The 22,258-nt window shown below is 52.9% G+C and carries 20 protein-coding genes, 1 tRNA gene and 1 pseudogene; 13 read left to right on the forward strand and 9 right to left on the reverse strand.

Annotation, left to right across the window (positions count from 1 at the left end; translation table 11 throughout):
* Nucleotides 1-187 precede the first annotated feature (187 nt).
* The 3 genes from QK300_RS11545 (at nucleotide 188) to QK300_RS11555 (ending at nucleotide 2,610) form a co-directional block, all read left to right on the forward strand.
* Nucleotides 188-1,372 (forward strand): ATP-binding protein, encoded by a 1,185-nt coding sequence (locus QK300_RS11545; RefSeq protein ID WP_281301906.1) that lies wholly within the window; start codon nucleotides 188-190, stop codon nucleotides 1,370-1,372.
* Between the two features lie 87 nt (nucleotides 1,373-1,459).
* Nucleotides 1,460-1,550, forward strand: a tRNA-Ser gene (locus QK300_RS11550).
* Nucleotides 1,551-2,334: 784 nt separating this feature from the next.
* A complete protein-coding gene (locus QK300_RS11555) occupies nucleotides 2,335-2,610 on the forward strand; it encodes a hypothetical protein (protein WP_281301905.1) in 276 nt (91 codons plus the stop codon).
* Nucleotides 2,611-2,746: 136 nt separating this feature from the next.
* On the opposite strand, the gene QK300_RS11560 is transcribed toward QK300_RS11555, so the two are convergent.
* Both QK300_RS11560 and QK300_RS11565 read right to left on the reverse strand, forming a co-directional pair.
* Complete coding sequence (locus tag QK300_RS11560) at nucleotides 2,747-2,908, reverse strand: hypothetical protein (RefSeq protein WP_281301904.1); 162 nt, start codon at nucleotides 2,906-2,908, stop codon at nucleotides 2,747-2,749.
* Nucleotides 2,885-2,980 (reverse strand): annotated as a pseudogene (locus QK300_RS11565) (IS5/IS1182 family transposase); the annotation flags it as partial. The gene QK300_RS11560 and the pseudogene QK300_RS11565, both read right to left, overlap by 24 nt.
* Before the next feature lie 391 nt (nucleotides 2,981-3,371).
* On the opposite strand from QK300_RS11565, the gene QK300_RS11570 reads away from it, so the two are divergent.
* Nucleotides 3,372-4,694 (forward strand): DEAD/DEAH box helicase, encoded by a 1,323-nt coding sequence (locus QK300_RS11570; protein WP_281301903.1) that lies wholly within the window; start codon nucleotides 3,372-3,374, stop codon nucleotides 4,692-4,694.
* Here QK300_RS11570 and QK300_RS11575 read toward each other — a convergent pair.
* Complete coding sequence (locus QK300_RS11575; RefSeq protein ID WP_281301902.1) at nucleotides 4,667-6,025, reverse strand: MBL fold metallo-hydrolase; 1,359 nt, start codon at nucleotides 6,023-6,025, stop codon at nucleotides 4,667-4,669. The two genes, QK300_RS11570 and QK300_RS11575, sit on opposite strands and share 28 nt — an antisense overlap.
* 207 nt (nucleotides 6,026-6,232) lie before the next feature.
* Between QK300_RS11575 and QK300_RS11580 the strand changes: the two genes are divergently transcribed.
* Together QK300_RS11580 and QK300_RS11585 are read left to right on the forward strand one after the other, a co-directional pair.
* On the forward strand, nucleotides 6,233-6,355 hold the full coding sequence (locus QK300_RS11580; RefSeq protein WP_281301901.1) for a hypothetical protein: 123 nt from the start codon (nucleotides 6,233-6,235) through the stop codon (nucleotides 6,353-6,355).
* Nucleotides 6,356-6,505: 150 nt separating this feature from the next.
* Nucleotides 6,506-7,300 (forward strand): DUF2189 domain-containing protein, encoded by a 795-nt coding sequence (locus QK300_RS11585; RefSeq protein WP_281301900.1) that lies wholly within the window; start codon nucleotides 6,506-6,508, stop codon nucleotides 7,298-7,300.
* A 10-nt stretch (nucleotides 7,301-7,310) separates the two neighbouring features.
* Here QK300_RS11585 and QK300_RS11590 read toward each other — a convergent pair whose 3' ends face one another.
* The gene (locus QK300_RS11590; protein ID WP_281301899.1) at nucleotides 7,311-8,132 is read right to left on the reverse strand and encodes a helix-turn-helix transcriptional regulator; all 822 of its coding nucleotides are present in this window, start codon (nucleotides 8,130-8,132) and stop codon (nucleotides 7,311-7,313) included.
* 57 nt (nucleotides 8,133-8,189) lie between these two features.
* On the opposite strand from QK300_RS11590, the gene QK300_RS11595 reads away from it, so the two are divergent.
* The 3 genes from QK300_RS11595 (at nucleotide 8,190) to QK300_RS11605 (ending at nucleotide 10,787) form a co-directional block, all read left to right on the forward strand.
* Complete coding sequence (locus QK300_RS11595; RefSeq protein ID WP_281301898.1) at nucleotides 8,190-8,528, forward strand: P-II family nitrogen regulator; 339 nt, start codon at nucleotides 8,190-8,192, stop codon at nucleotides 8,526-8,528.
* Nucleotides 8,512-9,876, forward strand: a complete 1,365-nt coding sequence (locus tag QK300_RS11600; RefSeq protein ID WP_281301897.1) for an ammonium transporter — start codon at nucleotides 8,512-8,514, stop codon at nucleotides 9,874-9,876. Before QK300_RS11595 ends, QK300_RS11600 begins: the two co-directional genes overlap by 17 nt.
* Before the next feature lie 155 nt (nucleotides 9,877-10,031).
* On the forward strand, nucleotides 10,032-10,787 hold the full coding sequence (locus tag QK300_RS11605) for a TorF family putative porin (RefSeq protein WP_281301896.1): 756 nt from the start codon (nucleotides 10,032-10,034) through the stop codon (nucleotides 10,785-10,787).
* A 218-nt stretch (nucleotides 10,788-11,005) separates the two neighbouring features.
* On the opposite strand, the gene QK300_RS11610 is transcribed toward QK300_RS11605, so the two are convergent.
* From QK300_RS11610 to QK300_RS11620, 3 genes are all read right to left on the reverse strand, one after another.
* On the reverse strand, nucleotides 11,006-12,295 hold the full coding sequence (locus QK300_RS11610) for a fatty acid desaturase (RefSeq protein ID WP_281301895.1): 1,290 nt from the start codon (nucleotides 12,293-12,295) through the stop codon (nucleotides 11,006-11,008).
* 434 nt (nucleotides 12,296-12,729) lie between these two features.
* Nucleotides 12,730-14,928: a TonB-dependent receptor gene (locus QK300_RS11615; protein ID WP_281301894.1), complete on the reverse strand. Its 2,199-nt coding sequence runs from the start codon at nucleotides 14,926-14,928 to the stop codon at nucleotides 12,730-12,732.
* 388 nt (nucleotides 14,929-15,316) lie between these two features.
* Entirely contained in the window at nucleotides 15,317-15,943 is a 627-nt protein-coding gene (locus QK300_RS11620; protein ID WP_281301893.1) for a VOC family protein, read from the reverse strand.
* Between the two features lie 88 nt (nucleotides 15,944-16,031).
* On the opposite strand from QK300_RS11620, the gene QK300_RS11625 reads away from it, so the two are divergent.
* On the forward strand, nucleotides 16,032-16,871 hold the full coding sequence (locus QK300_RS11625) for an alpha/beta hydrolase (protein WP_281301892.1): 840 nt from the start codon (nucleotides 16,032-16,034) through the stop codon (nucleotides 16,869-16,871).
* Nucleotides 16,872-16,890: 19 nt separating this feature from the next.
* Here QK300_RS11625 and QK300_RS11630 read toward each other — a convergent pair whose 3' ends face one another.
* On the reverse strand, nucleotides 16,891-17,784 hold the full coding sequence (locus QK300_RS11630; RefSeq protein ID WP_281301891.1) for an IclR family transcriptional regulator C-terminal domain-containing protein: 894 nt from the start codon (nucleotides 17,782-17,784) through the stop codon (nucleotides 16,891-16,893).
* A gap of 480 nt (nucleotides 17,785-18,264) precedes the next feature.
* On the opposite strand from QK300_RS11630, the gene QK300_RS11635 reads away from it, so the two are divergent.
* From QK300_RS11635 to QK300_RS11645, 3 genes are all read left to right on the forward strand, one after another.
* Nucleotides 18,265-19,284 carry an ABC transporter permease gene (locus tag QK300_RS11635; protein WP_281301890.1) on the forward strand — a complete coding sequence of 340 codons (1,020 nt, stop codon included), beginning with the start codon at nucleotides 18,265-18,267 and terminating at the stop codon, nucleotides 19,282-19,284.
* Between the two features lie 98 nt (nucleotides 19,285-19,382).
* Nucleotides 19,383-20,759 carry an FtsX-like permease family protein gene (locus QK300_RS11640; RefSeq protein ID WP_281301889.1) on the forward strand — a complete coding sequence of 459 codons (1,377 nt, stop codon included), beginning with the start codon at nucleotides 19,383-19,385 and terminating at the stop codon, nucleotides 20,757-20,759.
* A gap of 60 nt (nucleotides 20,760-20,819) precedes the next feature.
* Nucleotides 20,820-21,278 (forward strand): hypothetical protein, encoded by a 459-nt coding sequence (locus QK300_RS11645; RefSeq protein ID WP_281301888.1) that lies wholly within the window; start codon nucleotides 20,820-20,822, stop codon nucleotides 21,276-21,278.
* A 230-nt stretch (nucleotides 21,279-21,508) separates the two neighbouring features.
* Here QK300_RS11645 and QK300_RS11650 read toward each other — a convergent pair whose 3' ends face one another.
* Nucleotides 21,509-22,192 (reverse strand): ABC transporter ATP-binding protein, encoded by a 684-nt coding sequence (locus tag QK300_RS11650; RefSeq protein WP_348651888.1) that lies wholly within the window; start codon nucleotides 22,190-22,192, stop codon nucleotides 21,509-21,511.
* Between the last annotated feature and the right edge of the window lie 66 nt (nucleotides 22,193-22,258).

The following is a 22,258-nucleotide window of genomic DNA, read 5'->3' on the forward strand; positions in this document are numbered from 1 at the left end:
CACATCATCGCCGCGCTGTGATAAAATTGTCATGGTGCGGTGATCAACATTGCGCAATCTTTTGCTGATCTTAAGGTGCAGGCAAGCACGCAGTTCGGCCTTTGGGGGATCACGGCAGTGCAGGCACAATTAACGAAATCTCAAGCCCGCTCTCCTAGACGCTCTATCATGTGAACTGGTGAGGCTTATGGACATCATTGAAGCGCTGGCGACGGACGCCCCGGTTGTTGGCCCGGATGCCTTATGCGCGGAAGTCTATGAAATTTTTTCCGGCGAAACCGATCTTCTGGCCATTGCCGTGGTTGAGGATGGGAAGCCCTTGGGCCTTGTCAATCGCCATGAACTGACCTTGCGGCTGGCGGATCGCTTTGGCAGGCCTTTGTTTGAGAAGAAGCCGATCACCCGGCTGATGGATTCCACCCCCCTGATCGTGGATGGCCGCATGAGCATCGAGCTTTTGGGTCAGTTCATTCTTGATGAGCGGCCCGCCGCCCTCACCCAAGGGTTCATCGTTACAAAAAACGATCTTTATGCGGGGATCGGCACGCCGCTTTCGATGCTGCAGATGAGCGTGGTGCGCGCCAAAATGCGCTCTGCCGAGTTGGAACAGGCCAAGATTGCAGCGGAAACTGCCAATCGCACGAAATCCATGTTTCTCGCCAATATGAGCCATGAATTGCGCACGCCTTTGAACGCCATCATCGGCTTTACCGATTTCATGCGGGCCGAAACACTGGGCCGGATCGAACCGCGCCAATATGCCGAATATATCGAAGATGTGAATGAAAGCGGCAAGCATCTGCTCAATGTGATCAATGCCATTCTTGATATGTCGAAGGTGGAAGCCAATCGGCTTGTTTTGCAAGAAGATTATGTGGATCTTGAGGATGTGGCGCGGGTGGTGATGCGGATGCTGCGGGAAACGGCCATGCGCCGGGGGATCAATCTGCATCTGGATGCCCCGGCTGGCCTGCCCGATATCTATGCCGATAGCCAGTTGATGCGGCAGATTTTGGTTAATCTGATCAATAATTCCATCAAATTTTCCGGCGAGTCCAAAGACATTCATATCCGTATGCAGATTACGGAGACGGGCGAGTTTGTCCTGACGGTCGAGGATCATGGCATCGGCATTGCCGAACAGGATCTGGCCCGGGTTCTGGAGCCTTTTGGCCAGGCAGAAGGCCACCTGGCCCGCAAGGCCGAGGGGACCGGCCTTGGCCTTCCTTTGTGCAAGGCTCTGACCGAAGCCCATGGCGGGCGATTGGAACTGCACAGCGCATTGGGCAAGGGCACCAGGGTTGATATCATTTTGCCCGCCAGCCGGATTATCGACCTTAAAACATCCGACCGGATGCAGACACTGGTCTGAAGTGGCGCAGAGGCATAGGCCCTTAACTTGCGCCAATAATCGTTTAGAGCGTTGACAGACAGAGCCGAGACGAATAAACCCGGCGGCGGAGAGGTGGCCGAGTGGTCGAAGGCGCTCCCCTGCTAAGGGAGTATGGGTCAAAAGCTCATCGAGGGTTCGAATCCCTTCCTCTCCGCCAGCTCTTTTGTTTATCATTCTGTTTTTAAAACAAAATAAGCTCTCGGGCTTTTCGCGTTCCCACATTCATTCCCACACATATAGATGGCTTGAAGGTCGTTATTGAAGACGAGTGCCGCGCTTTCAGCGGCCGTACCGCACTCGGCAAGGGCGCGCCTTAATAATTTCTTAGGCCGATACAGTTATAAATTGCGCTCTCTATGAGCGAGGGGAGGCACGATATGCGCTTCTTTATCCTGCTTGTGACCGGGCTCGTCGCAGGCTGCGTGCAGGCGGGGCCATAATACGAATGGGTCCACCCGGAGCTTGCGGGCGAAATGGCCGCGAGCCAAAAGACCGTCGATCCAGCGGAATGCGAGGCGCAGGCCTATCAGGCGATCGCCCTCCCTCCCTTGCCGGCCAGCATCAGTGACGGCTCAATATCCGGATGCTCGAAGTTGCCGCAACGAATTGCCTTGGCAGTGCTTAGTATACCATTCTTAGGAGCCTGTGAAACTGAACCTCACTATGTCTTTTGTGATGCGAAGGACTGGAATTGATATCGGCTGGTCGATGTGGAACGAAATAGCGAAGGGAATCTGATAGCATGCGCTTATGCATCATTCGGCCAACACGATTCTTAATACAAATTATCTGTGGTGTTGTACTTATACTAATAATAAAGAGCGAGGCACTAGCCGAAACTATTATGACGTGCAGTGGAATTCAAGGCTATGCGTATTTCCTTTCAGGAGATTTTATCCCTAAAAACGAAGCAGGCTGGAGGGATGATAGGATAACTGAAGGTGAATATAGTCTTAGCTTTAGACAGCGATAATAATGCGGATATATTATTTAAGGATGCAACAGGAATTCTACAAAGTGCAAAATCAAATAGTAAAGCAGTGGAAATTATAGGAGTTGGGGAACACACTATATCAATAATAGTCATATATAATGATTCTGTAAATGAATTATACACGTTTGATACAATGAACAATAAAATGTTTTATTCAATTCATCGTTTTGAAGTAGCTATAAATAAGTCTGCAACTCTCGTCGGAAATTGTGAGTACCGGTGATCGAATCCCCCCTTCCGTCCTCTATAGCACCGCCCTTTTCGTCCTTGCCTACACCGGGACGCCCAGACTGCGCATCAACTTTAGCATTTCCCGCCCGCAGGCATCGTCCAGCTTCTGACACGCGGCAAGGTGCCGTTCATAGGTTCGCCGCATCGATGATCGTTGGATGTTGGCTTTCATAAGTCTGTCCCTTATGGGCGATCCGGCCCGCATAGAGCGGGTTGCCCAGCAGCTTGTAGATATAGCCCCGGCTCATCGGTCGCACCCCGGTCTTCGCCGGCGGGATCATCCCAGCCACCAGGGCCCACTCCCGGTCCGTCAAATCGGTTGAATAACGCAGATCATCCCGGCTATGCTGCTGGCGAGTAATATCAGCCTAGGTCATTCGATCCTCCATCTTCTCGACAAAGACGGTTGAATCATAAGCCCGTGATATCACTCCACTCCTTTTAAATCAGACCCTGAGAAATGGAGATGCGGGGCCGCGCCGAATAGGCCCTGCCGCTCCTGACCCGCATTTGAACCCGTTATTCAGCCTTGCCCTGCCCAATCTCCTTGACATTTGCGCTAATGAGGCGCATTGAACCTTCTGATTTCTCGCGATCACGCGAAACGCCGCCGGATCATAGCGATTTAAACGGCCTCTCATCTCGAGACATTTCAATATTTATTTTCCATGGCCCGGATGCGTGTGGGCTGCGGCAACGCATCGCCCGGCTGCCATTGATGGCTGGCCTGCGCCGTGCAGAAAGTTACGCTTCGTGACCAACCCGACCTTTGCAGATCTTGGCCTGACCAAGACCATCAGCACCGCCCTCGATCAATTGGGCATTACCCAACCCACACCCATTCAGGCACAAGCCATTCCACCGCTGCTTTCAGGCCGTGATGTGCTGGGCATCGCCCAAACCGGCACCGGCAAAACCGCCGCCTTTTCCCTGCCTTTGATCCAGCTTTTGACCAGCAGCCCCATCACCGTCAAGCCGGGCCAGCCCCGGGCCTTGATCCTTGCCCCCACACGGGAATTGGCCTTGCAGATTTCGGATGCCATCCGCACCTTTTCCAAGGGCAGCCGGCTTTCGCAAAGTGTGGTTGTGGGCGGCGTTCCCATGGGCCGACAGGTGCGTGATGTGGCGCGCGGTATCGATATTCTGATCGCCACCCCCGGTCGCCTGCTCGATCTCATCAGCCAGCGCCATGTGCGTCTTGATGGCTGCGATTTTCTGGTTCTGGATGAAGCAGACCGGATGCTGGATATGGGGTTCATCCATGATATCCGTAAAATTGTTGCACTGATCAAAAAGAACCGTCAGTCGCTGCTTTTCTCTGCCACTATGCCCGCCCCCATCCAGCGCTTTGCCGATGAAATTCTGCATCAGCCGGTGCGGGTTGATATCACCCCTGAAACCATCACCGTTGATCGGATCGAGCAGCATGTGCATCATGTGGCGCAAAATGATAAACGCGCCCTGCTCACCAAAATTCTGGGTGATCCAGCCTTAAGCCGCGTGATCGTTTTCAGCCGCACCAAACATGGCGCCGACCGGATCGCCACCCAGCTCGAACGTGCCGGGATCAGCGCCGATGCCATCCATGGCAATAAATCGCAAAATGCCCGCCAGAAAGCTTTAAGCAGCTTTCGGTCCGGCCAATCGCGTATTCTTGTGGCCACCGATATTGCGGCCCGGGGGATTGATGTGGATCATATCACCCATGTCATCAATTTCGATCTGCCCCATGAGCCGGAAAGCTATGTTCACCGCATCGGCCGCACGGCCCGGGCGGGCACCCAGGGCATTGCCATCAGCTTTTGCGATGAAACCGAATATCCCCTGCTGCGCGAAATCGAAAAGCTGACCCGCAGGACTTTGGATCTGGCTGGTGGAACGCCGCCCAGCGGTCCGGTGGCCTCGATCCGTTCAGCCAGAAGCGGCAAGAGCGGCGGCGGCGGGCGCGGGGGTCGCAATGGATCATCTGCGGGCGCATCCCATGGCCATGGCGGCGCCAAACGCCAGGGCGCACCGGCAGGCCAAAATCCACGCCGTTCGCAATCCTCTCAGCGCAGAGCCACGGTTTCCCGATAATCGGGGACCAGGGTTTTCCAGCCTAAATCCTCTTCGATCCGGTGGCGCAGGCAATCTGCTGCCGCCGGTTCGCCATGGGTGATGAACGTGCAGCGTGGTGGGCTTTCCAGATGCCCCAGCCAATCCATGATGCCATTGCTATCGGCATGGGCAGAAAGCATGGGCAGCGATTGCACCTCGGCTTTCACCGGATAATAGGCCCCATGGATCTTGATCGATTGCGCCCCCGCCAGCAGTGCTTCACCGCGCGTGCCTCCCGCCTGAAATCCCGTGAATAAAATGCAGTTGCGATGATCGGAAACATAGCTTTTCAAATGATGCAGCACCCGTCCGCCCGTGGCCATTCCACTGGCTGAAATCAGAATTTTGGGCATGGGATCATGATCAAGGGCTTTGGAGTCTTCCACCTCTCGCACATATCGGGCGGCGGAGAATATCTTTTCACACTGCTCAGGGGATAATTTATGTTCGCCCGCATGACGACCATAAAGCTCGGTGGCATTGATCGCCATGGGGCTATCGAGAAAAATGGGCAGGTCGCCAATCTTTCGGGCCTCTTTCAATCGCCACAGATGATATAAAAGCATTTGCGCCCGCCCCACGGCAAATGAGGCCAGCAACACCGTTCCCCCGCGCGCCGCAGTTTGATTGATGATGGCGGCCAGTGCGGTTTCCACATCGCCGGGATCATGCACTTTATTGCCATAGGTGGATTCAACAACCAGATAATCGGCATGATGAAGGATCGCCGGATCAACCATGATCGGGCTATCCTTCCGCCCCAGATCACCGGAAAAAACGATCCGTTTCCCCGCTATTTGAAGCTCGACAATGGCCGCCCCCAGAATATGCCCGGCGGGCCGAAATAAAACCGTGCCAATTCCATCGAGATCGAAAGGCACATCAAAGGCCATGGGCTTTAAATGCTCCAAGGCCCGCACGGCATCGCGCTGAGAATAAAGCGGTTGCGCAGGCCGATGCTTGGAAAAGCCATGGCGATTGGCAAAGTCTGCATCCTTTTCCTGCAGAAATCCGCTATCCGGCAACAGGATATGGCAAAGATCGCAGGTGCCGCTCGTGGCATAAACCTTTCCCTTGAAACCATTTTTGATCAAAAGCGGTAGATAGCCCGAATGATCGATATGGGCATGCGTCAGGATGACAGCATCAATGGAGGCGGGAGGAACAGGAAAGGGCTGCCAGTTTTTCAAACGAAGCTGCTTATAGCCCTGAAACAGGCCGCAATCCACAAGGATGCGTTTTTTTTGGTGTTCAATCAGATATTTGGAGCCAGTCACCGTGCCTACGCCGCCCAGAAATGTGATCTTCATATCGGCTCCATGGGGATAATTATGTCTTTCGATCACCCAGCCTCACAGATATGAGCAAGGAAAGCAGCAAAAACATGAAAGGCCGCCGACCTATGCAGGTGATGCATGGCAGGCGCGCAGCATTCGGGGCTTCTATTGCACCGCAACAATCGCCAGACTCCCGATGAACGCAATCGCTATGGCTTTTGATGATGAAGGAGATTTTCGATGCGCACAGAGCAAAACCAGCCTTCGGATGCACCGATCAGCCTCACCGATCGATTTTTGAATGCGGCCGCCGTCATTCTCGCCGCCCTTTGTGGTCTGGCGATCAACAGCCTGATGATATAGGCCGCAAAGCATAGGGTCAGGACCCGGCACTATCACAGATGTTTCACGATAAATTTTGACTTTTCTGAAGGGATGGGATGACCTGCGCGGCAAAATGTCGCATAATGGTAGGGCGTTGATCGCAATCGATCACCAAGAAGGAGAACGCCCATGACCACTGCACATGCTCAGAATGTTTCTGGCTCGAATGAGCACTCTGCCGATCTTCCCAAAATCCGGCACATAGAAATCAGCGATGTGAAAGCCGCCTTGCGCGCGGGCTATGGTGATTTCCTCAAAAGGCCATCCCATGCCATCTTTCTTGGGCTGCTTTATCCGATCTTGTGTTTCATTCTGGTGGCGGCGGTCACCGGGCGCGATCTTTTGCCCCTTGTTTATCCCCTGATTGCAGGCTTTACCCTTGTGGGGCCCTTTGCCGCTTTAGGGCTTTATGAAATGAGCCGGCGGCGCGAAGAAACAGGGGAAATCCACTGGCGCGATGCTTTCGGGGTTTTCCGCTCCGCCGCCTTCAGCCAGATTTTGATGCTGGGCCTGCTCATTTTGCTGGTTTTTTCCTTGTGGATTTTGGCCGCCGTGCTGATCTACAGCCACACTTTAGGCACCATCGCCAGCCCTGCGGCCCCTTTGGCCGGGATGTTCAGCACCACCGAAGGCTGGATGATGGTTTTTGTGGGCAATATCGTGGGTGCGGTTTTTGCGGTGGCCAGCTTCACCATCAGCGTCGTATCCTTTCCCATGCTTTTGGATAAGCATGTGAATGCCCCAACGGCCCTTGCCACCTCAATTCGGGCCGTGATCGCCAATCCCAAAGCCATGGGCTATTGGGGCCTGATCGTTGTGGCTGGGCTTTTTGTGGGATTTCTGCCGATGGCTGTGGGATTGGCCGTGGTTTTCCCCATCCTGGGCCATGCCACCTGGCATCTTTATCGGGCGCTGATTGCCTAAGGCCCCAATCTCAGCGTTCGGTGGCATCATTAAAGCACAAGGCGAAAAGCTGCGCTTGCGATGAAATGCCCAAGCGGCGAAAGGCGCGCTTTTTATAGGTGCGCACGCTGTTTTCGGTGATCCCCAGATCAAGGCTGATGGCTTCCACCGATTTTCCCAGCAAGGTGCTTTTGCACACATCCACCTCACGCGCGGTCAGATGGCGATCCGCCCGCGTGAGGCTATCGGCGATCATGGTCCGGGCATTTTGTTTCAGCACCGGGCGATGGCTTTTCTTGCGCAATTCGCCATGCCGGGACAGCGCCGCCATGATCATGCCGCCCTCCTGCTCCATGGCACGATGCTGTTTTTTGCTGAAAGCCTTGGCCGCGTAAAAACGCAGAATATAAGTGCCATCTTCCAGCTTGCGATAAAAAGACATCTGCGTGCGGGCATCGAGAAAATCGAACAATCGCAGGCCGATGGCTTCTGACCCCACCTCATCACGATCAGTGAGGTGAAGGCGTGTCTGTTTTTCAACCAGACCTTTCAGATGCGATTTCAGGCTATGATCTTCGGGCCACAGGCGCGCGCCATAGCGCAGAGCCGCAAGCGTTGCCAATTCGCCATAAGGCCCATCGCCCGCCGCCGATAAAACGATCACCCTTCCGGGCAGATATAAAAACCCAAGGCTGACATGGCATTGCCCAAGGCTGATGGCCCTTTGCAATAAAATTTCGTCAAAATTGGGCAGCCCGATGGATTCGATGAGCGCTTCCAGATCATGTGTGATGGCGGCACCTTTTATCCTGTCACCCTTTTGGGGACTATAACCAAATCTTTTGCGGTGCACAATAAGACGGTCTGTTTGTGTCATAAACAGAAACACAAAGTCGAAAAGGCTGCGCCAATGAAAATGATTATTGCCATTATTCGGCCATCCCGCCTTGAAGCCGTGAAAGACAGTTTATCGGCGATCGGGGTTGAGGGCATGACCGTGAGCGAAGTGCAGGGCTATGGCCGACAGAAAGGCCACACGGAGATATACCGTGGGGCGGAATATGCCATCAGCTTTGTTCCCAAGATCAAGATCGAAACCGTTGTGCCCGAAGCACAGATGGAATCCGCGATCGAAGAAATCAAAAAAGCAGCGCAAACCGGAAAGATGGGAGACGGGAAAATTTTCGTCCTGCCGGTGGAATTTGCCATGCGCATCAGAACGGAGGATAGCAATGAAGCGGCTCTTTGATCAGATGAAGGGGCAGATGCGCCTTTTGCGAGCCTGTGCCGCCACCGGGCTGGTGGTCTCGGCGCTGCTGGCCCCGGCCCCGGCTTTTGCCGCTGTCTCCGAAGAAACGGCATTTGTTTTCAATACTTTGCTGTTTTTGATCGGTGGCTTTCTGGTGATGTGGATGGCGGCTGGTTTTTGCATGCTGGAAGCGGGGCTCGTGCGCTCCAAAAATGTTGCCGATATCTGTCTCAAGAACATCTCGCTCTATTCCATTGCCGGGATCATGTATTATCTCATCGGCTATCGCCTGATGTATGATGGGGTTGATGGCGGCTTCATGGGCAGCATCGGCTTCTGGTCGCCCGATGATAGCGCGGCCCTGGCCGAAACGGGTGATTTTTCGGCGGGCTATGCGGCAACATCCGATTGGTTTTTCCAGATGGTTTTTGTGGCCACAGCCGCCTCCATCGTCTCCGGCACCATGGCCGAACGGGTGAAGCTGGTGCCTTTCCTGATCTTTACCGCCCTGCTCACCGGGATCATCTATCCACTGCAGGGGGCATGGCATTGGGGCGGCGGCTGGCTTTCAGAAATGGGCTTTGCCGATTTTGCCGGCTCGACGCTGGTTCATTCGGTCGGCGGCTGGGCGGCGCTCACGGGGGCGATCATTCTGGGGGCACGGCTTGGCAAATATGATGCTCATGGCCGTCCGCGCGCCATGCCCGGTTCCAGCCTGCCACTGGCCACATTGGGAACCTTCGTTTTGTGGTTTGGCTGGTTCGGTTTTAATGGGGCATCGCAATTAGCCCTTGGATCAGCGGCGGATTCCATCGCCATCAGCCAGATTTTTGCCAATACCAATATGGCTGCTGCCGGCGGTGTGGTAACGGCCCTGATCCTCACCCGGATCATCTATAAAAAGGTCGATCTGACCATGAGCCTCAATGGGGCTCTGGCGGGGCTGGTGGCGATCACTGCCGAGCCGCTGACCCCCAGCATCGGGCAGGCGATCATCATCGGCTCGATCGGCTCGGCTTTGGTGGTTTTTGCCATTCCCTTCATTGATCGGCTGAAGATCGATGATGTGGTCGGCGCCATTTCGGTGCATCTGGTGAGCGGCATCTGGGGCACCCTGGCGGTTCCCCTGACCAATGGCGATGCAAGTTTCCTGACCCAGCTTATCGGAGTTGTTGCCATCGGTGCCTTCGTCATCGTGCTCAGCACCATCTTCTGGCTCATCCTGAAATATACCATCGGGATCAGGCTGCATGAAGAAGCGGAAACCATCGGATCGGATATCGCTGAATTGGGGCTGGAAGCCTATCCCGAATTTGGCGGCGGTTCGCATAAATACCGAGGCAACTGAGGAGAGGACGCGGGAGGCCAGCATGGTCTGGGGCTGGTTTCCCGCATCTTTGGAACAGGGGTGTGATCCGGCTCTGAAACGCCCTTGATCCACCAAAACATCAAAGCCCGGCTCCAGTATTGATCGCATTTCAACGTCCATGGAAGGAACCCATCATGGAACGCACAGTCCCCCTTTGCCTGAAGCCTGCCGCCGCTAAAGCGCGCGTCTTCACATCTTTCAGCGCTTTAGCCATGATCATATCGGCGCTGCTGGCCGCCCCCGCCGCCAAGGCCCAAGAAGCCGAAGAGGCTGAGGAGAAACCTGAATTTTTCACCATAAGCGGCAATGTGGCCCTCGTATCCGATTATCGCTTTCGCGGCGTTTCATTAAGCGATGAAGATGCCGCCATCCAGGGGGGCATCAGCCTCAATACCGCACCGGGATTTTTCATCGGAACCTGGGCATCGAGCATCGAAACCTTTAACGGCGCCGAGACCGAGCTTGATCTTTATGCCGGCTATGGGTTCACCCTGAAAGGCTTTGACATCACCGCCGGGGTCACGGCCTTTTTGTTCCCCGGTGGGCAAAATACCGATTATGTAGAGCCTTATGTCAGCGTGGGCCGCAGCTTTGGAGCCTTCAGCACTACATTTGGCGCCGCTTATGCCCCGGATCAATCCAATATCGGCAATAACGATAATATCTATATCTATAATTCCAGTTCGCTGGCTTTGGGCGATACCCCTTTTTCGATCAATGGCACCCTTGGCTATGAGGATGGCGCCTTTGGCGACAATAAAGTCGATTGGAGCCTTGGCCTTTCCGGAAGCTGGAAGGGATTGAGTTTCTCCGCAGCCTATGTGGATACCAGCAAAGCCGGGACGACCACCGATGCCACGGTGGTCTTTTCTATCGGCATGTCATTCTGATGGCCACAAGTCGCATGGCCACACCCTGCATCCCTTAGGACGCATGATGTCCATTTGATATCCGGTCGATCCTCGGCGATCTCGATGGTTTCATGCTCCACCCCTCTGGCCTCAGCCGCCAGAAGCCCGCCGCCGGATCTAAATCCGGGGCGGGCCGCTTTTACTCCGCGGCATCGGACCCGGCCAAAATCAGGTCCAAAAAATCAGGCCCCAAAAAATCATGCCGAAGCGGGCATCGAACCTGTGTGCGTATGCATCAAGGACTCCCGCACTTTGGCGATCATGATCTGGCGGGCGCGCTCCAGAATCTCATTCATCGATGGGGTTTGCGCAAACATCCGCAAAGCCCGATCACGCAATTGCTGACCATTGGGCAGATCAGGCAAATCGGGCAGATGCAGATGATGCACGAAGGCACCCATTTCATGGCGGGCATGTTCCATCTTGAAATCAAGCTGGGCCTGCCACTGATCGAGCAGAATATTGATGTCTTTGTGAAGCTCATCCATCTTGTGCGAGAGATCATCCATCGAGGCATCAAAGCTTGCGCGACCGCTTGCAAGAGACTGGCGCAACTCGGTGGAGATGCGATCGAGATGAAAGCTGCCCGCCAATTGAAGCGCGGCTTTTTCCACCACAGCGCGGCCCAGCCTTTGTTCATTTTTGACGACGGCTTCAGGGGGTGTTTTCAGTTCATGCACCACACCAATGAAGGCCAGCCCCTTCAGGATGTAGAAACTGATATCAATTTCATACCAGCGAAAGCCCTGACAGGCGGCGCTTTGATAATAATGGTGATTATTGTGCCAGCCTTCGCCAAAGGTCAGCAGCGCCAGCCACCAGTTATTGCGGGATTGATCGCCGGTCAGATAGCGCTGATTGCCATGCACATGGGCCAGCGAATTGATGAAGAATGTGGCGTGCCACAGGGCCACTGTGCTCCAGAAAAAGCCAACCACAAGGCCCGACCATCCCGCCAGCAGCCACACCACGAACCCCAAAAAGATGGGGGGCAGATAGCGATTGCGATCCAGCCACCGCAATTCGGGATATTTGGCGAGATCAGGAACCGTCGAAAGATCGGTTTCGCTATGCTTGCGGTCAAAAATCCAACCCATATGGGAATAAATGAAGCTGCGCTTTACGGGTGAATGGACATCTTCATCGGTATCGGAATGGCGATGATGATGCCGATGGGTGGACGCCCACCATAAAGCGCCGCGCTGGGCAGAGCTTTGGGCAATGAAGGCCAGAATGAATTGAAACACGCGCCCGGTTTTAAAGGTGCGATGGGAAAAATAGCGGTGATAACCGCCGGTGACCCCAAACATGCGCAGCGCATAAAGACCAAGGGCGATCATGACATCAACCAGATGAACCCCGGTCCAGATAGCGGCAAAACAAACCAGATGCGCTAGAATGAACGGGATCGTTGACCCCCATTGAATATCGGCTTTCGGGGCAGAGCCCTCAATGAGTGGGGGGTGTCCGGTCCGGTAAGCTTTCATGAACTCTCGTCTTTCCTTGATGAGGGCCTTGATAAGGGTACGGCTTTGCGCAGCGGTTTATAGCATGATGAGAGACAAGCGCCTACGCACATCCACTATATAATAAAATCATTTTAAAAAAACATGGCGATGAAGGATAAAACAGAAAAATACTGACAACCGCCTGCACCCGTCATATCACAGTTCCATCGCACAGGGGTCCATCTTGTGAAGGGCCACAGACGAGCAGCCCAGCCTTGAGCACGCTTCATGCGAGTGCCGGCGCCAACACCAACGGTTCGATCACGCGCCGCGCCGGGCGGAGCGGAAGCAACTAAAGAGTGGACAACGAATCTTCGCCCGGAGCGACGATTTGGGGTTCCACCCCGAAGGACAAAAAAACACCCCGGCCAGAAGGCCGGGGCGCTGGAATGACGAAAACCTAAGCTTTCATGTCAAAGCCGACGAGTGAGATCGACACCCCATGTTCTGGGTTGCGCACGGAAGGTAAAGCCACCGGGCGAGAATTCGGCATTATAATCCTTGTCGGTGACATTTTTCGCCCAGGCCGCAAAGGTCCAGAGATTATTTTCGATCGAAGCCCGCAGATTAACAAGGTTCACCGGGTTCCGCACCGTCGTGTTGAAGGGCTCCCACCATGTTTTGCCAAAGCGGATATGATCGGCCCGCAAAATCAGATCTGCATCATCGAAAATGCCTAATGGATAGGCATATTCCAGACCAATATTGCTGGTCAGCCGGGTATTGAGCGGCGTTTCATTGCCGATGGCCGTTGGATCGACGAAATCCTTGATCTTGCTGTCGTTAAAGCCAAGGCTGGCATTCAGCCGCAGCCCTTCAAGCAGCAAGGCATCGGCTTCGACTTCAAAGCCATTATGCGCAACCTTGTCGATGGTCCCAAGGTTTTGCGTTGAATTCTGGGCAATGAACACGAAGAACAGCTCGCCCTTCATATCCGTATGATAGGCCGCCGCGCCAACATTTAAGCGGCGATTGAATAATTGCGCCTTCATGCCGACTTCAGTGGTGCGGGCGGTCGAGGCATCGAAAATATCATTCACCCCGGCAATGCCCAGATTGGCGGCCACGGTGCCCACACCGGATTGATTGAAGCCACCTGAGCGAAAGCCCTTGCCCCAGCTTGCATAAAGGCTGACGTCTTCGCTGGGCTGATAACGGGCGGTGAATTTTGGCTGGATCGAGTCAAAACGGGTTTGCCGTTCCTGCCCCTCAAAGGCCGAATTGGCAGGCAGACAAGGGGTAGGTGTCGCCCCATCGGGAAAACAGAAGGGGGCATCGGGGGTCAATGTGGTGATGCGGCGACGGTCATTGTCATAACGGACAGAGGCTTGCAACTGCACTTTATGCGAGAGTTCATAGACCAAATCGCCAAAGAAGGCATAGGCGAAGTTATTTTGCTGATCCGCAAGGAATGAGGTCGGCAAATTCAACGGATTGGTGCTGGGGTCGATCTTTTCCGGATCAATGCCGTTTCCGGTATCAAAGCGCGTGCTGAGCGAAGCAAAGCGATCTGTTTGGATCAGATACGTTCCGGCAACCCAACTGAATTTTTCACCGACCGGAGATGTGAGACGAAATTCCTGGCTGATCGAATCCGTTTTGAAAAATGCAGTTTGATTGAGATCGATAGGAAAGCCAAGCTGACCGGCCAGGAATGAGTCTTCAATCGGCAGGAAATCAAAGGCATCCCCGGTTGCCAGTTCATCGGTTTTATTCCATGCGGTCACGGATGTCAGCGTTGCAAAACCGGCATCATATTCCGCCCGCACAGAAGCATTATAGCTATCGCGCTCATTCACACCGGGGTTATTCACCCGCACCGGCAGCACCGTATTTACATCTTCAGTAATCCGAAAGGTAAAGGCCCTGGCATCGGTGAGGATGATATTACCGATCACATCCACCTTCAGCTTTTCGGATGGCTCATAAAGCAGGCGTGCGCGCAAGGAGAGGTCTTCAAAAGGCTGCGCTTCTTCATCGAGGAAGGTATTGGGAATGACCCCATCCGTATCCACATAAGAGGCCGAAACGCGAAAGCCCAGACTCTCGGTGATCGGTCCGGAAAAGCTGCCCTTGGTTTGATAGCCAAAGCCATTATCCACCCCAACCTTGATCTTGCCTTCATAATCGAGGGTCGGCTCTTCGGTATCGATGATGATGGCCCCGCCAATGGCATTGCGCCCATATAGCGCGCCCTGGGGGCCTTTCAGGATTTCGATGCGGGAAATATCGAATAATTCAGTGTTGAACATTTCAGGATTGCTTTGCAAAACGCCATCAACCACCACCGCCACCGATGGTTCGCTGTTCCGCGCCTGACCGATGCCACGCACCACAACAAAAGACGCGCCCTGATTTTGCGTCTGCACCAAATTCACATTGGATGTGAGGTTGATGAAATCCTGCGGCCTTTCGATGCCCGTGCGCTCGATACTGCCAGCCGTGAAGGCGGTGACGGCAATCGGCACATCCTGGTAACTTTCAGCGCGCTTACGTGAGGTCACCACGATTTCTTCGAGTTGAAGCACGCGTTGCGGAGCCTCGTCCTGTGCTTGAATCCCGCCCTGTTCCTGCGCCGAAAGCTGCGCCGAAACCACAAGGAATGGGGCCATACATACTGTTTTGAGCAGCAGGGCCCTTTTGCTTTGTGGCAACGGTGTCTGTCTATTGAACATGCCTTGTCCTCCCCTTGGGTTGATCGATGCAGCATCCAGACGATTGCATGGCTGGTCTTTCATCACTGCCTGAGGCCTTAAAGCGCGCCCCGATCCGAAGGGCACCTGTGCATCCCTTCTTTTGGGGGATGCTTGTCGGCTGTCACTTTTTGACCTCTGATGAATGTAGTTTACAGAATTTCGATTTACGAAGTCAATTTCATAAATCGAAAAAATGCCGCTTCGGCGATGAAACCAAAGCGGCATAAACGGCTATCTGATTGTTTGATCAATTCCGTAGGGCATCGAAAAATCGCTCAGGGCCAAGGGTTTGGGAGCAATGCTCTCAAGCTTGGGCATCTTTGGCGACCCAGCCCGCACCGCGCTCAAAATTATTGGTGGGCACATCATCTTCGGCCATCCAACGATCCAGAATGCTGCGGGCATCATCACCAGCCCGGGCCATCATCACATCCGTATTCGGCACCCGGGTTGTCAGTTCCACCTGCATCCCATTGGGATCATGCAGATAAATCGATGATAAATAGCCATGATCGGTCAGCACATAAGGATAATCGGCCTCATCCAAACGCTTGCGATACTCTTGCAAAGCATCATCATCCGTCACTTCGATAGCGATATGATGGGTGAAAGGATTGATCTGCTCGAATCTTTGGATGGCATGATCGGCATTTTGCTCCACATTCTTGAATTGGAAAAATGCAAGGCACGAGCCATCGCCCAATTCAAAAAATGTGTGGATATAATTATCCGGCTCACCCGTCACCGGATTGGTGCGTTCGATCCATGTGCCGATCAAGGGCATCGACAACAGATCTTCATAAAATTTGCGCGTTTCTTCCATATCTTTGGCCAGATAAGCATGATGATGCATCATGCGAACCTTGTTTTTCGCCTGACGCGCTTTGCATTTTTTATCATAAGCGGCTTGATCGAACTGCGGCTCGGGCATACTGACTCTCCTTTGAACAAATGTCGCTGATCGAAATTATATTCATTTATCGAAATTGTGCAAGAACAGCGAAAGCATGGGAAATCCGATGACAGACATCACAGTTTCTGGAAATGGCACCACTATACCGGTCAGCTATGCGGGGCGCGGCCCGGCCCTGCTCCTGCTCCATGGCTGGACCTTGAACCGCCGGATGTGGGCCCCACAACTTGCTGAACTCGCAAAGGATTTCATGGTCATCGCCATCGACAGACGCGGCTTTGGCGATCATGATGCCGCCCCCGATCTGGCGGCAGATCTTGCAGATATCGATCGGGTGCTGGATCATTTCGATCTGCCGCAGGCCAGCCTGATCGGCATGTCGCAAGGCGGCAGGCTCGCTCTCAGCTATGCGGCACAATCGCCAAAACGCCTTAAATCCATGATTTTACACGGGGCCCCCTTAGAGGGTTTTTTGCCTTTGGCCAAGGGCGATGAGCAGATCCCGCTCGATGATTATCGCCGCTGGGCCCGCGCCGGGCGCATGGATGATGTGCGAACCGCTTGGCGCGCCCACAGGCTGATGCAGGTGCCCCATGATCAGCCCGAGGTGCAGGCCCAAGTCGATAGCATTCTGGCGGGCTATCGCGGCCTTGATCTTCTGCACGATCCCGCACCCGCCCCTGCCCCTGCACCTGCCCCTCAATGGCAGGGAAAAATGGGAAAAGCTCAGCCCCCCCTCAGCATGGCGGCGCGCTTAACGCAGATTGATGTGCCAACATTGGCTTTGGTGGGGGCAGAGGATACGCGCTGGCTGGATCTGGTGGCGTCGGCCCTGGCCTATGGCCTGCCATTTGGCCAAAAAGCCGTGGTGGCGGGGGGTGGGCATCTGGTCAATCTTACCCATCCCGATGCCTATCATGCCGCTATCCGTGGCTTTCTCGCCTGATCCCTCGGCTCGGGGACATTCAGGACGATGTTTTGTCCCGCTTGGTGGGGGCATAGCGCATCTTGATCGAATGGGCGAGCGGCGGCCATTGGCGGATCGCCGCTTCGATACGGTTGGCGGCTTCATTCAAAATCGGCAGGCGATCCTTGATGATCTCGGTTTTATCGATCCGGGCGGTGGAGGTGGAGCAATTGATGGCGCATAAAATCTCGCGCTTTTCGGCAAAAATCGGCACAGAAATCGAAACGATCCCATAATCGAGCTCATCTTGAATACTGGCATAACCCTGAGCACGGGTTTCTTCCAGAATGCTTTCCAATGTGCTGCGCGATGTTGTGGTATGGCTGGTGAGCGGCACCAATTCGGTGTGATCGAAATAATCGGCAATGCTTTGGGGGGATTGAAAAGCGAGCAAAACCCGGCCCAATGACGTGGCATAAGCGGGAAAACGAGTGCCGATGCCCGCCGCCAATCGGATCATCCGATTGGTGGATACATGCTGCAGATATAACACTTCATCGCGCCACAAAACCGCCATCGAGGTGCTATCCCCGGTTTTATCGGAAACATCCTGCAAATAAGGTTGCACGATGGTTTCCAGATTCATCGAATTCAAATAAGCCGATGAAAAGCCAAGCACTTCAGGCGTCAGCAAAAACAGCCGACCATTTTTGGCAACATAGCCCAGTTCCAGCAATGTATTGAGACAGCGACGGACAACAGCGGCATTCAGCCCCGTGACGGCCGCAACTTCGCTCAGGGTCATTTCCGGGCGATCACTATCAAAGGCACGCAAAACCGATAAGCCACGGGCAAAGGTCAGCAGATATTCGCTGTCATTCTTGCTGGTTTTTTGGCCAGTTTTCTCTGTGGTCCCGGTTTTTACCGTGGCCCCGGCTTTCTCGGCAACCATTGGCCAAACTCCCTGTAACACCCATCGCAAACTGACCGAAAGATATAGGCAAGGCTCAGACCTTTGCATAGATATTATTAGGATCAGGCCGCATTAAACCCGCTAAAGCCCAGAGCATCATGCCCTTTTCTTTGGCTAAGCCATGCCCCCATCCCCCAAAAATGGGTTTAAAAATCCCCACAATCGTGAGGCGGGAATTTTCTATAATTTTCACTTTATGGTGATGGCGCGATGAGATGCCTTACAACTGAAAACGAAGTTTGATATTATATTCTGATATATATCGAATATAGATTGATGATCTTCTTTTTTCATAGAATGAGATAAGAACATGAAAAATATCAATGGGATGCTTGGGCCAAGCCCGACGACAAAGATAACACCGCTGGCGTGTGTCGTGATTAAGGAAGGGGCCATGCCCACATCTCGCTGGGTTCCTTCACCGACTAAGATAGAAACCTATGGCCGGAGGCGGTGATTATGGCGGATAAAACCATCGGCAGAACGGCGTTGCTCGCCTTCGATCAGGTTCATATTGCGTTTTGGCAGGCCTTCCGGTCATTCCGGTCGGGGGGCCTGCCGCGCGCGCTTGGCCTTTTTGGGCTGGCGGTTGGCACGACCATTCTGCTCATGGCGATGCTCCTCCATTTTCATGAGACCAGCTATGATACCTGGCTCCCTGATTGGGAGCGCATCCATCGCGTTGAATTTTCGCTCCATAATATGAACGGGCAAGGGATCATCTCCTATTCGACCAGCGCCCCTGCGGCTTTGGCACCGGCCCTTAAAGCCTCGGCCCCCTTTATCGAAGATGCCGTTCGGATCTATCGGCCATCGGTTGTTGCCATCAGGCCGAAAGAGGGGGCACCCGCACGCACGGCGATCAATTTTGTGGATCCGCATTTCTTTACATTCTTTGGCCTTCCGCTGCTTTCCGGCGATCCCGCCACCGCACTGCAAAGCCCGGAGCGCGTGGTCATCATGGAGGAAGAAGCGATCCGGCTGTTTGGTCGCGTCGATGTGCTTGGCCAAACCATTGCCGTGGATGGCGGCGCCCCGCTCACCATCGCCGGGGTCATGAAAACCCTGCCAAGCCGAACGCATTTCCGGTTTTTCGGCATGATTGCACCCGTCTCATCACCCCTATCGCGGGGCCAGGCCTTTCTGGATGCGATGTGGGAGCCAGCCACCGTACTCACCTATATCAAAACGCATGAGCGCTTGGATTCCTTAGCGATTGCTGATGCGATGGAGCCTTTTTTACGTAACCATGTGAGACACCTTAATTCAAACACAGAAACGAATGCTGTTCATTTTGACATCTACAGAATAAACGATCTTAGAATTAAATCCAAAAGCGATAGCCACTATATGAAAAAGAGGGCTAATATTGATTATATAAATATATTGTTATATTTTGGTATCATATTGATGGTTCTTTCTATTATGAATTATGTGCTAATAGAAACAAATATATTAAATAACAGTAGAAAAAAATAATATTAAAAAAATTATTCGGAATATCATCATATATGATGATTGCAGAAATCATCATTATGTATATTGTATAGATAATATTTTGCATTATTGCTTTATTTTTGTTTGCCTATATCTCTAATAATTTACTGCAAACTATTACATTTATAAATATAGATTATAAAAACCTATTTAATTCTCAATTTTCAATAAAAATTGCGATTTTATTTATATCAATAATCGCATTATTATCCATATATGCTCATAATATAACTTATCGCATTGCACATAATAAAAAGCTTTCATATTACAATGATAAAATTATAACTATATATAGAAATGTTATTATATTCATACAATTTACCTGCACAATATTTTTTATCATTTCCGCGATTGTCATATTTCGGCAGATAGATCATCTGAATAAATTCGACCGGGGTTTAAATCTGGAAAGCGTTTATGCGATATCTGTTGATAGCGGGACAGAGCATCGCCTCGATGTCTTGGCCGAACGGATTGCCGCACAATCAGGTGTTCTCGCGGTGACAAGGGTCGGGCAAAAGATCCCGGATAATGGTCAAAATCAAGTTCAGATTTCGGTTGTAGGGCAGTCGGGATCACGTGACAACGATCTGACCGTCAGTTTCATGAATGTGGTGCCCGGTTTCGATAGGTTTTTCGGGATCGAGATGCGTGCAGGACGTTGGTTCGATCAGGCCATGGATGTCGACCGTCTGGGCTATCGCAAATTAGGGCGCACCGGTTCCGCCGTTATCAGCGAGGGCGCATTGCGCCAATTGGGTTTCTCATCGCCCGAGGATGCGCTCGGAACCGATCTCAATCTGGTGATGGAAGGGGCGCGCGCTCTGGTCAAGATTATCGGCATCGCACCGGATATCGTTTGGGGCGAGGGCCGTGCAGACCCGGCACCACAGCTTTATGTTTATGAAGGGAACCCGGAAGCTGGCATTCTTTATCGCCTGGCAACGAAAGACGCGACCGCATTTCATTCCTGGCTCACGGCGTTCTGGGCGGAAATGGAGATTGGCAGCTATATTGCCGGCGATAGCCTTGAAGTCAGATATCAGGCATTGCTTGCCGATGAGCGGGGTCGTTTGCATGCTGTCCTTGGATTTGCCTTCATTTCTGTTGCGCTCTCGCTGATCGGTCTTTATGGCCTGACCGCCAATTATCTCCATAAACAGGGGCGCGAACTTGCATTGCGCAAGCTGCATGGGGCCAGCACTCTGCTCCTTACCGGCCTTTTGTCGCGCCGCATCCTGACCCCGCTTGCCGGCGCTGCTATCGTGGCCGTGCCGATTGCTTTTCATTTCAACGCAACCTGGCTGAAGACCTTCTCCGAACGGATCGAGCTTGGCCCCACGCCCTTTCTGTTCGGGGTTATTCTCGCCATTCTCGCCGCCCTCGGGGCCGTTCTGCCGATCATGCTCAGCGCCAGCCGACGCTCGCCGATCCTGTTTCTCAGGAGCGAGAATTGACCCCGTTCGATAGCGGTTGCCTTCTACGAAACGTTCAACAACCAAAAAGGGAAATCAACAATGTTCCTGAAATTATCCGACATGCCGAGGACTATTTATCTTCTTCTTACCTGCCTCTTTTTCTTCCACTTCAATAGTTCTGCCTTTAGTCAGAATAATGTTGATGAACTGATTGGCTCTTATCAGACCCGATATATTTTTGGGGAACATGAAGAGAATGATTTCATCATTATCCACTATAATAAAAAAGACGAGATAGAAGTCATATGGAAAAATTATATCGATAATGAAAAACTATATCATTTAAACCCATTCTACGATCTGCGGTTAGAGGGTGATAAAGTATTTTTCAAGATCAAAACGACGTCTACAAGCCCGATGCACCCGGAGCCGAAAATTGGATTTATCCAATTTGAAGGAAAACGCGAGGGTGATGAAATATATGGCGTCACTCTGAACCCGCCAAATGTCAAGCCTCGGGAAATGGGTTCCATCTATATGAAAAAAATCAGCGAATAAAGGACGGACCATGATCATTGATTTCATGTTTCGGCGATTGTTCCCCATTGCCTTGGCCGCCGCGATGACGGGGCAGGCTTTCCAATGAAGCCATAGTGTGCCAATCCGGCCCCCAACTAAGCCTCAAGCATACGAAGCCCGCTGTCGCTTTTGAAAGCAGCAGCGGGCTTTTTCCAGGATCATCCGTTCATGAATCGGCCTTCTGATGGCGTGTGATATGTGGCCCGCCTTCAGATCACCTCGCGGATATCTTCGGTCACAACATGGCCATCAAACAAATTGATGGTGCGTTTGGCATAATCGGCATGGCTTGGGGAATGGGTAACCATGACGATGGTTGCGCCCTCGTCATTCAGCGCCCGCAGCATATCCATCACTTCCTGACCATGGGCGGAATCGAGATTGCCGGTCGGCTCGTCAGCAAGGATCAGATCGGGTTCAGCGACCAACGCCCGGGCAACGGCAACACGCTGCTGCTGGCCGCCCGAAAGCTGGCTTGGCATATGCTTGGCGCGGTGCATAATGCCCACCTTTTCCATCACCACATCGGCGCGGGCGCGGCGTTCTTTTGCCGGAATTTTGTGATAAAGCAGCGCCAATTCAACATTCTCGCGCACACTCAGTTCATCGATCAGATTAAAGCTTTGGAAGATGAAACCGATATGGGCTTTGCGGATATTGGCGAGCTTTCTTTCACCATAGCCGGCAATATCCTCGCCAAGGAAAAAATAATGGCCATAAGTGGGGCTATCGAGCATGCCGACGATATTGAGCAATGTCGATTTTCCACAGCCCGATGGCCCCATGATAGAAACGAACTCGCCGCGCTCGATGGCGATATCGATCCCATCAAGCGCCAGCGTTTCGATATCAGCGGTCTGATAGGATTTGCTCAGCCCCTGAAGCCGGATCATCGCGCCAATCTGCCTGTCGTCATTCATCTTGCGTCTTTCCTTCCAAAATCAATCCAGCAGGTCATC

The sequence above is a fragment of the Iodidimonas sp. MBR-22 genome (assembly GCF_029946565.1).
GTDB lineage: Bacteria > Pseudomonadota > Alphaproteobacteria > Sphingomonadales > Rhodothalassiaceae > Iodidimonas > Iodidimonas nitroreducens.

Coding starts and splice junctions, on each gene's coding strand:
- QK300_RS11545 (WP_281301906.1), top strand. CDS start 188: ATGGACATCATTGAAGCGCTGGCGACGGACGCCCCGGTTGTTGGCCCG.
- QK300_RS11575 (WP_281301902.1), bottom strand. CDS start 6,025: ATGAAGATCACATTTCTGGGCGGCGTAGGCACGGTGACTGGCTCCAAA.
- QK300_RS11580 (WP_281301901.1), top strand. CDS start 6,233: ATGCGCACAGAGCAAAACCAGCCTTCGGATGCACCGATCAGCCTCACC.
- QK300_RS11585 (WP_281301900.1), top strand. CDS start 6,506: ATGACCACTGCACATGCTCAGAATGTTTCTGGCTCGAATGAGCACTCT.
- QK300_RS11595 (WP_281301898.1), top strand. CDS start 8,190: ATGAAAATGATTATTGCCATTATTCGGCCATCCCGCCTTGAAGCCGTG.
- QK300_RS11600 (WP_281301897.1), top strand. CDS start 8,512: ATGAAGCGGCTCTTTGATCAGATGAAGGGGCAGATGCGCCTTTTGCGA.
- QK300_RS11605 (WP_281301896.1), top strand. CDS start 10,032: ATGGAACGCACAGTCCCCCTTTGCCTGAAGCCTGCCGCCGCTAAAGCG.
- QK300_RS11610 (WP_281301895.1), bottom strand. CDS start 12,295: ATGAAAGCTTACCGGACCGGACACCCCCCACTCATTGAGGGCTCTGCC.
- QK300_RS11615 (WP_281301894.1), bottom strand. CDS start 14,928: ATGGCCCCATTCCTTGTGGTTTCGGCGCAGCTTTCGGCGCAGGAACAG.
- QK300_RS11620 (WP_281301893.1), bottom strand. CDS start 15,943: ATGCCCGAGCCGCAGTTCGATCAAGCCGCTTATGATAAAAAATGCAAA.
- QK300_RS11625 (WP_281301892.1), top strand. CDS start 16,032: ATGACAGACATCACAGTTTCTGGAAATGGCACCACTATACCGGTCAGC.
- QK300_RS11630 (WP_281301891.1), bottom strand. CDS start 17,784: ATGGTTGCCGAGAAAGCCGGGGCCACGGTAAAAACCGGGACCACAGAG.
- QK300_RS11635 (WP_281301890.1), top strand. CDS start 18,265: ATGGCGGATAAAACCATCGGCAGAACGGCGTTGCTCGCCTTCGATCAG.
- QK300_RS11645 (WP_281301888.1), top strand. CDS start 20,820: ATGTTCCTGAAATTATCCGACATGCCGAGGACTATTTATCTTCTTCTT.
- QK300_RS11650 (WP_348651888.1), bottom strand. CDS start 22,192: ATGATCCGGCTTCAGGGGCTGAGCAAATCCTATCAGACCGCTGATATC.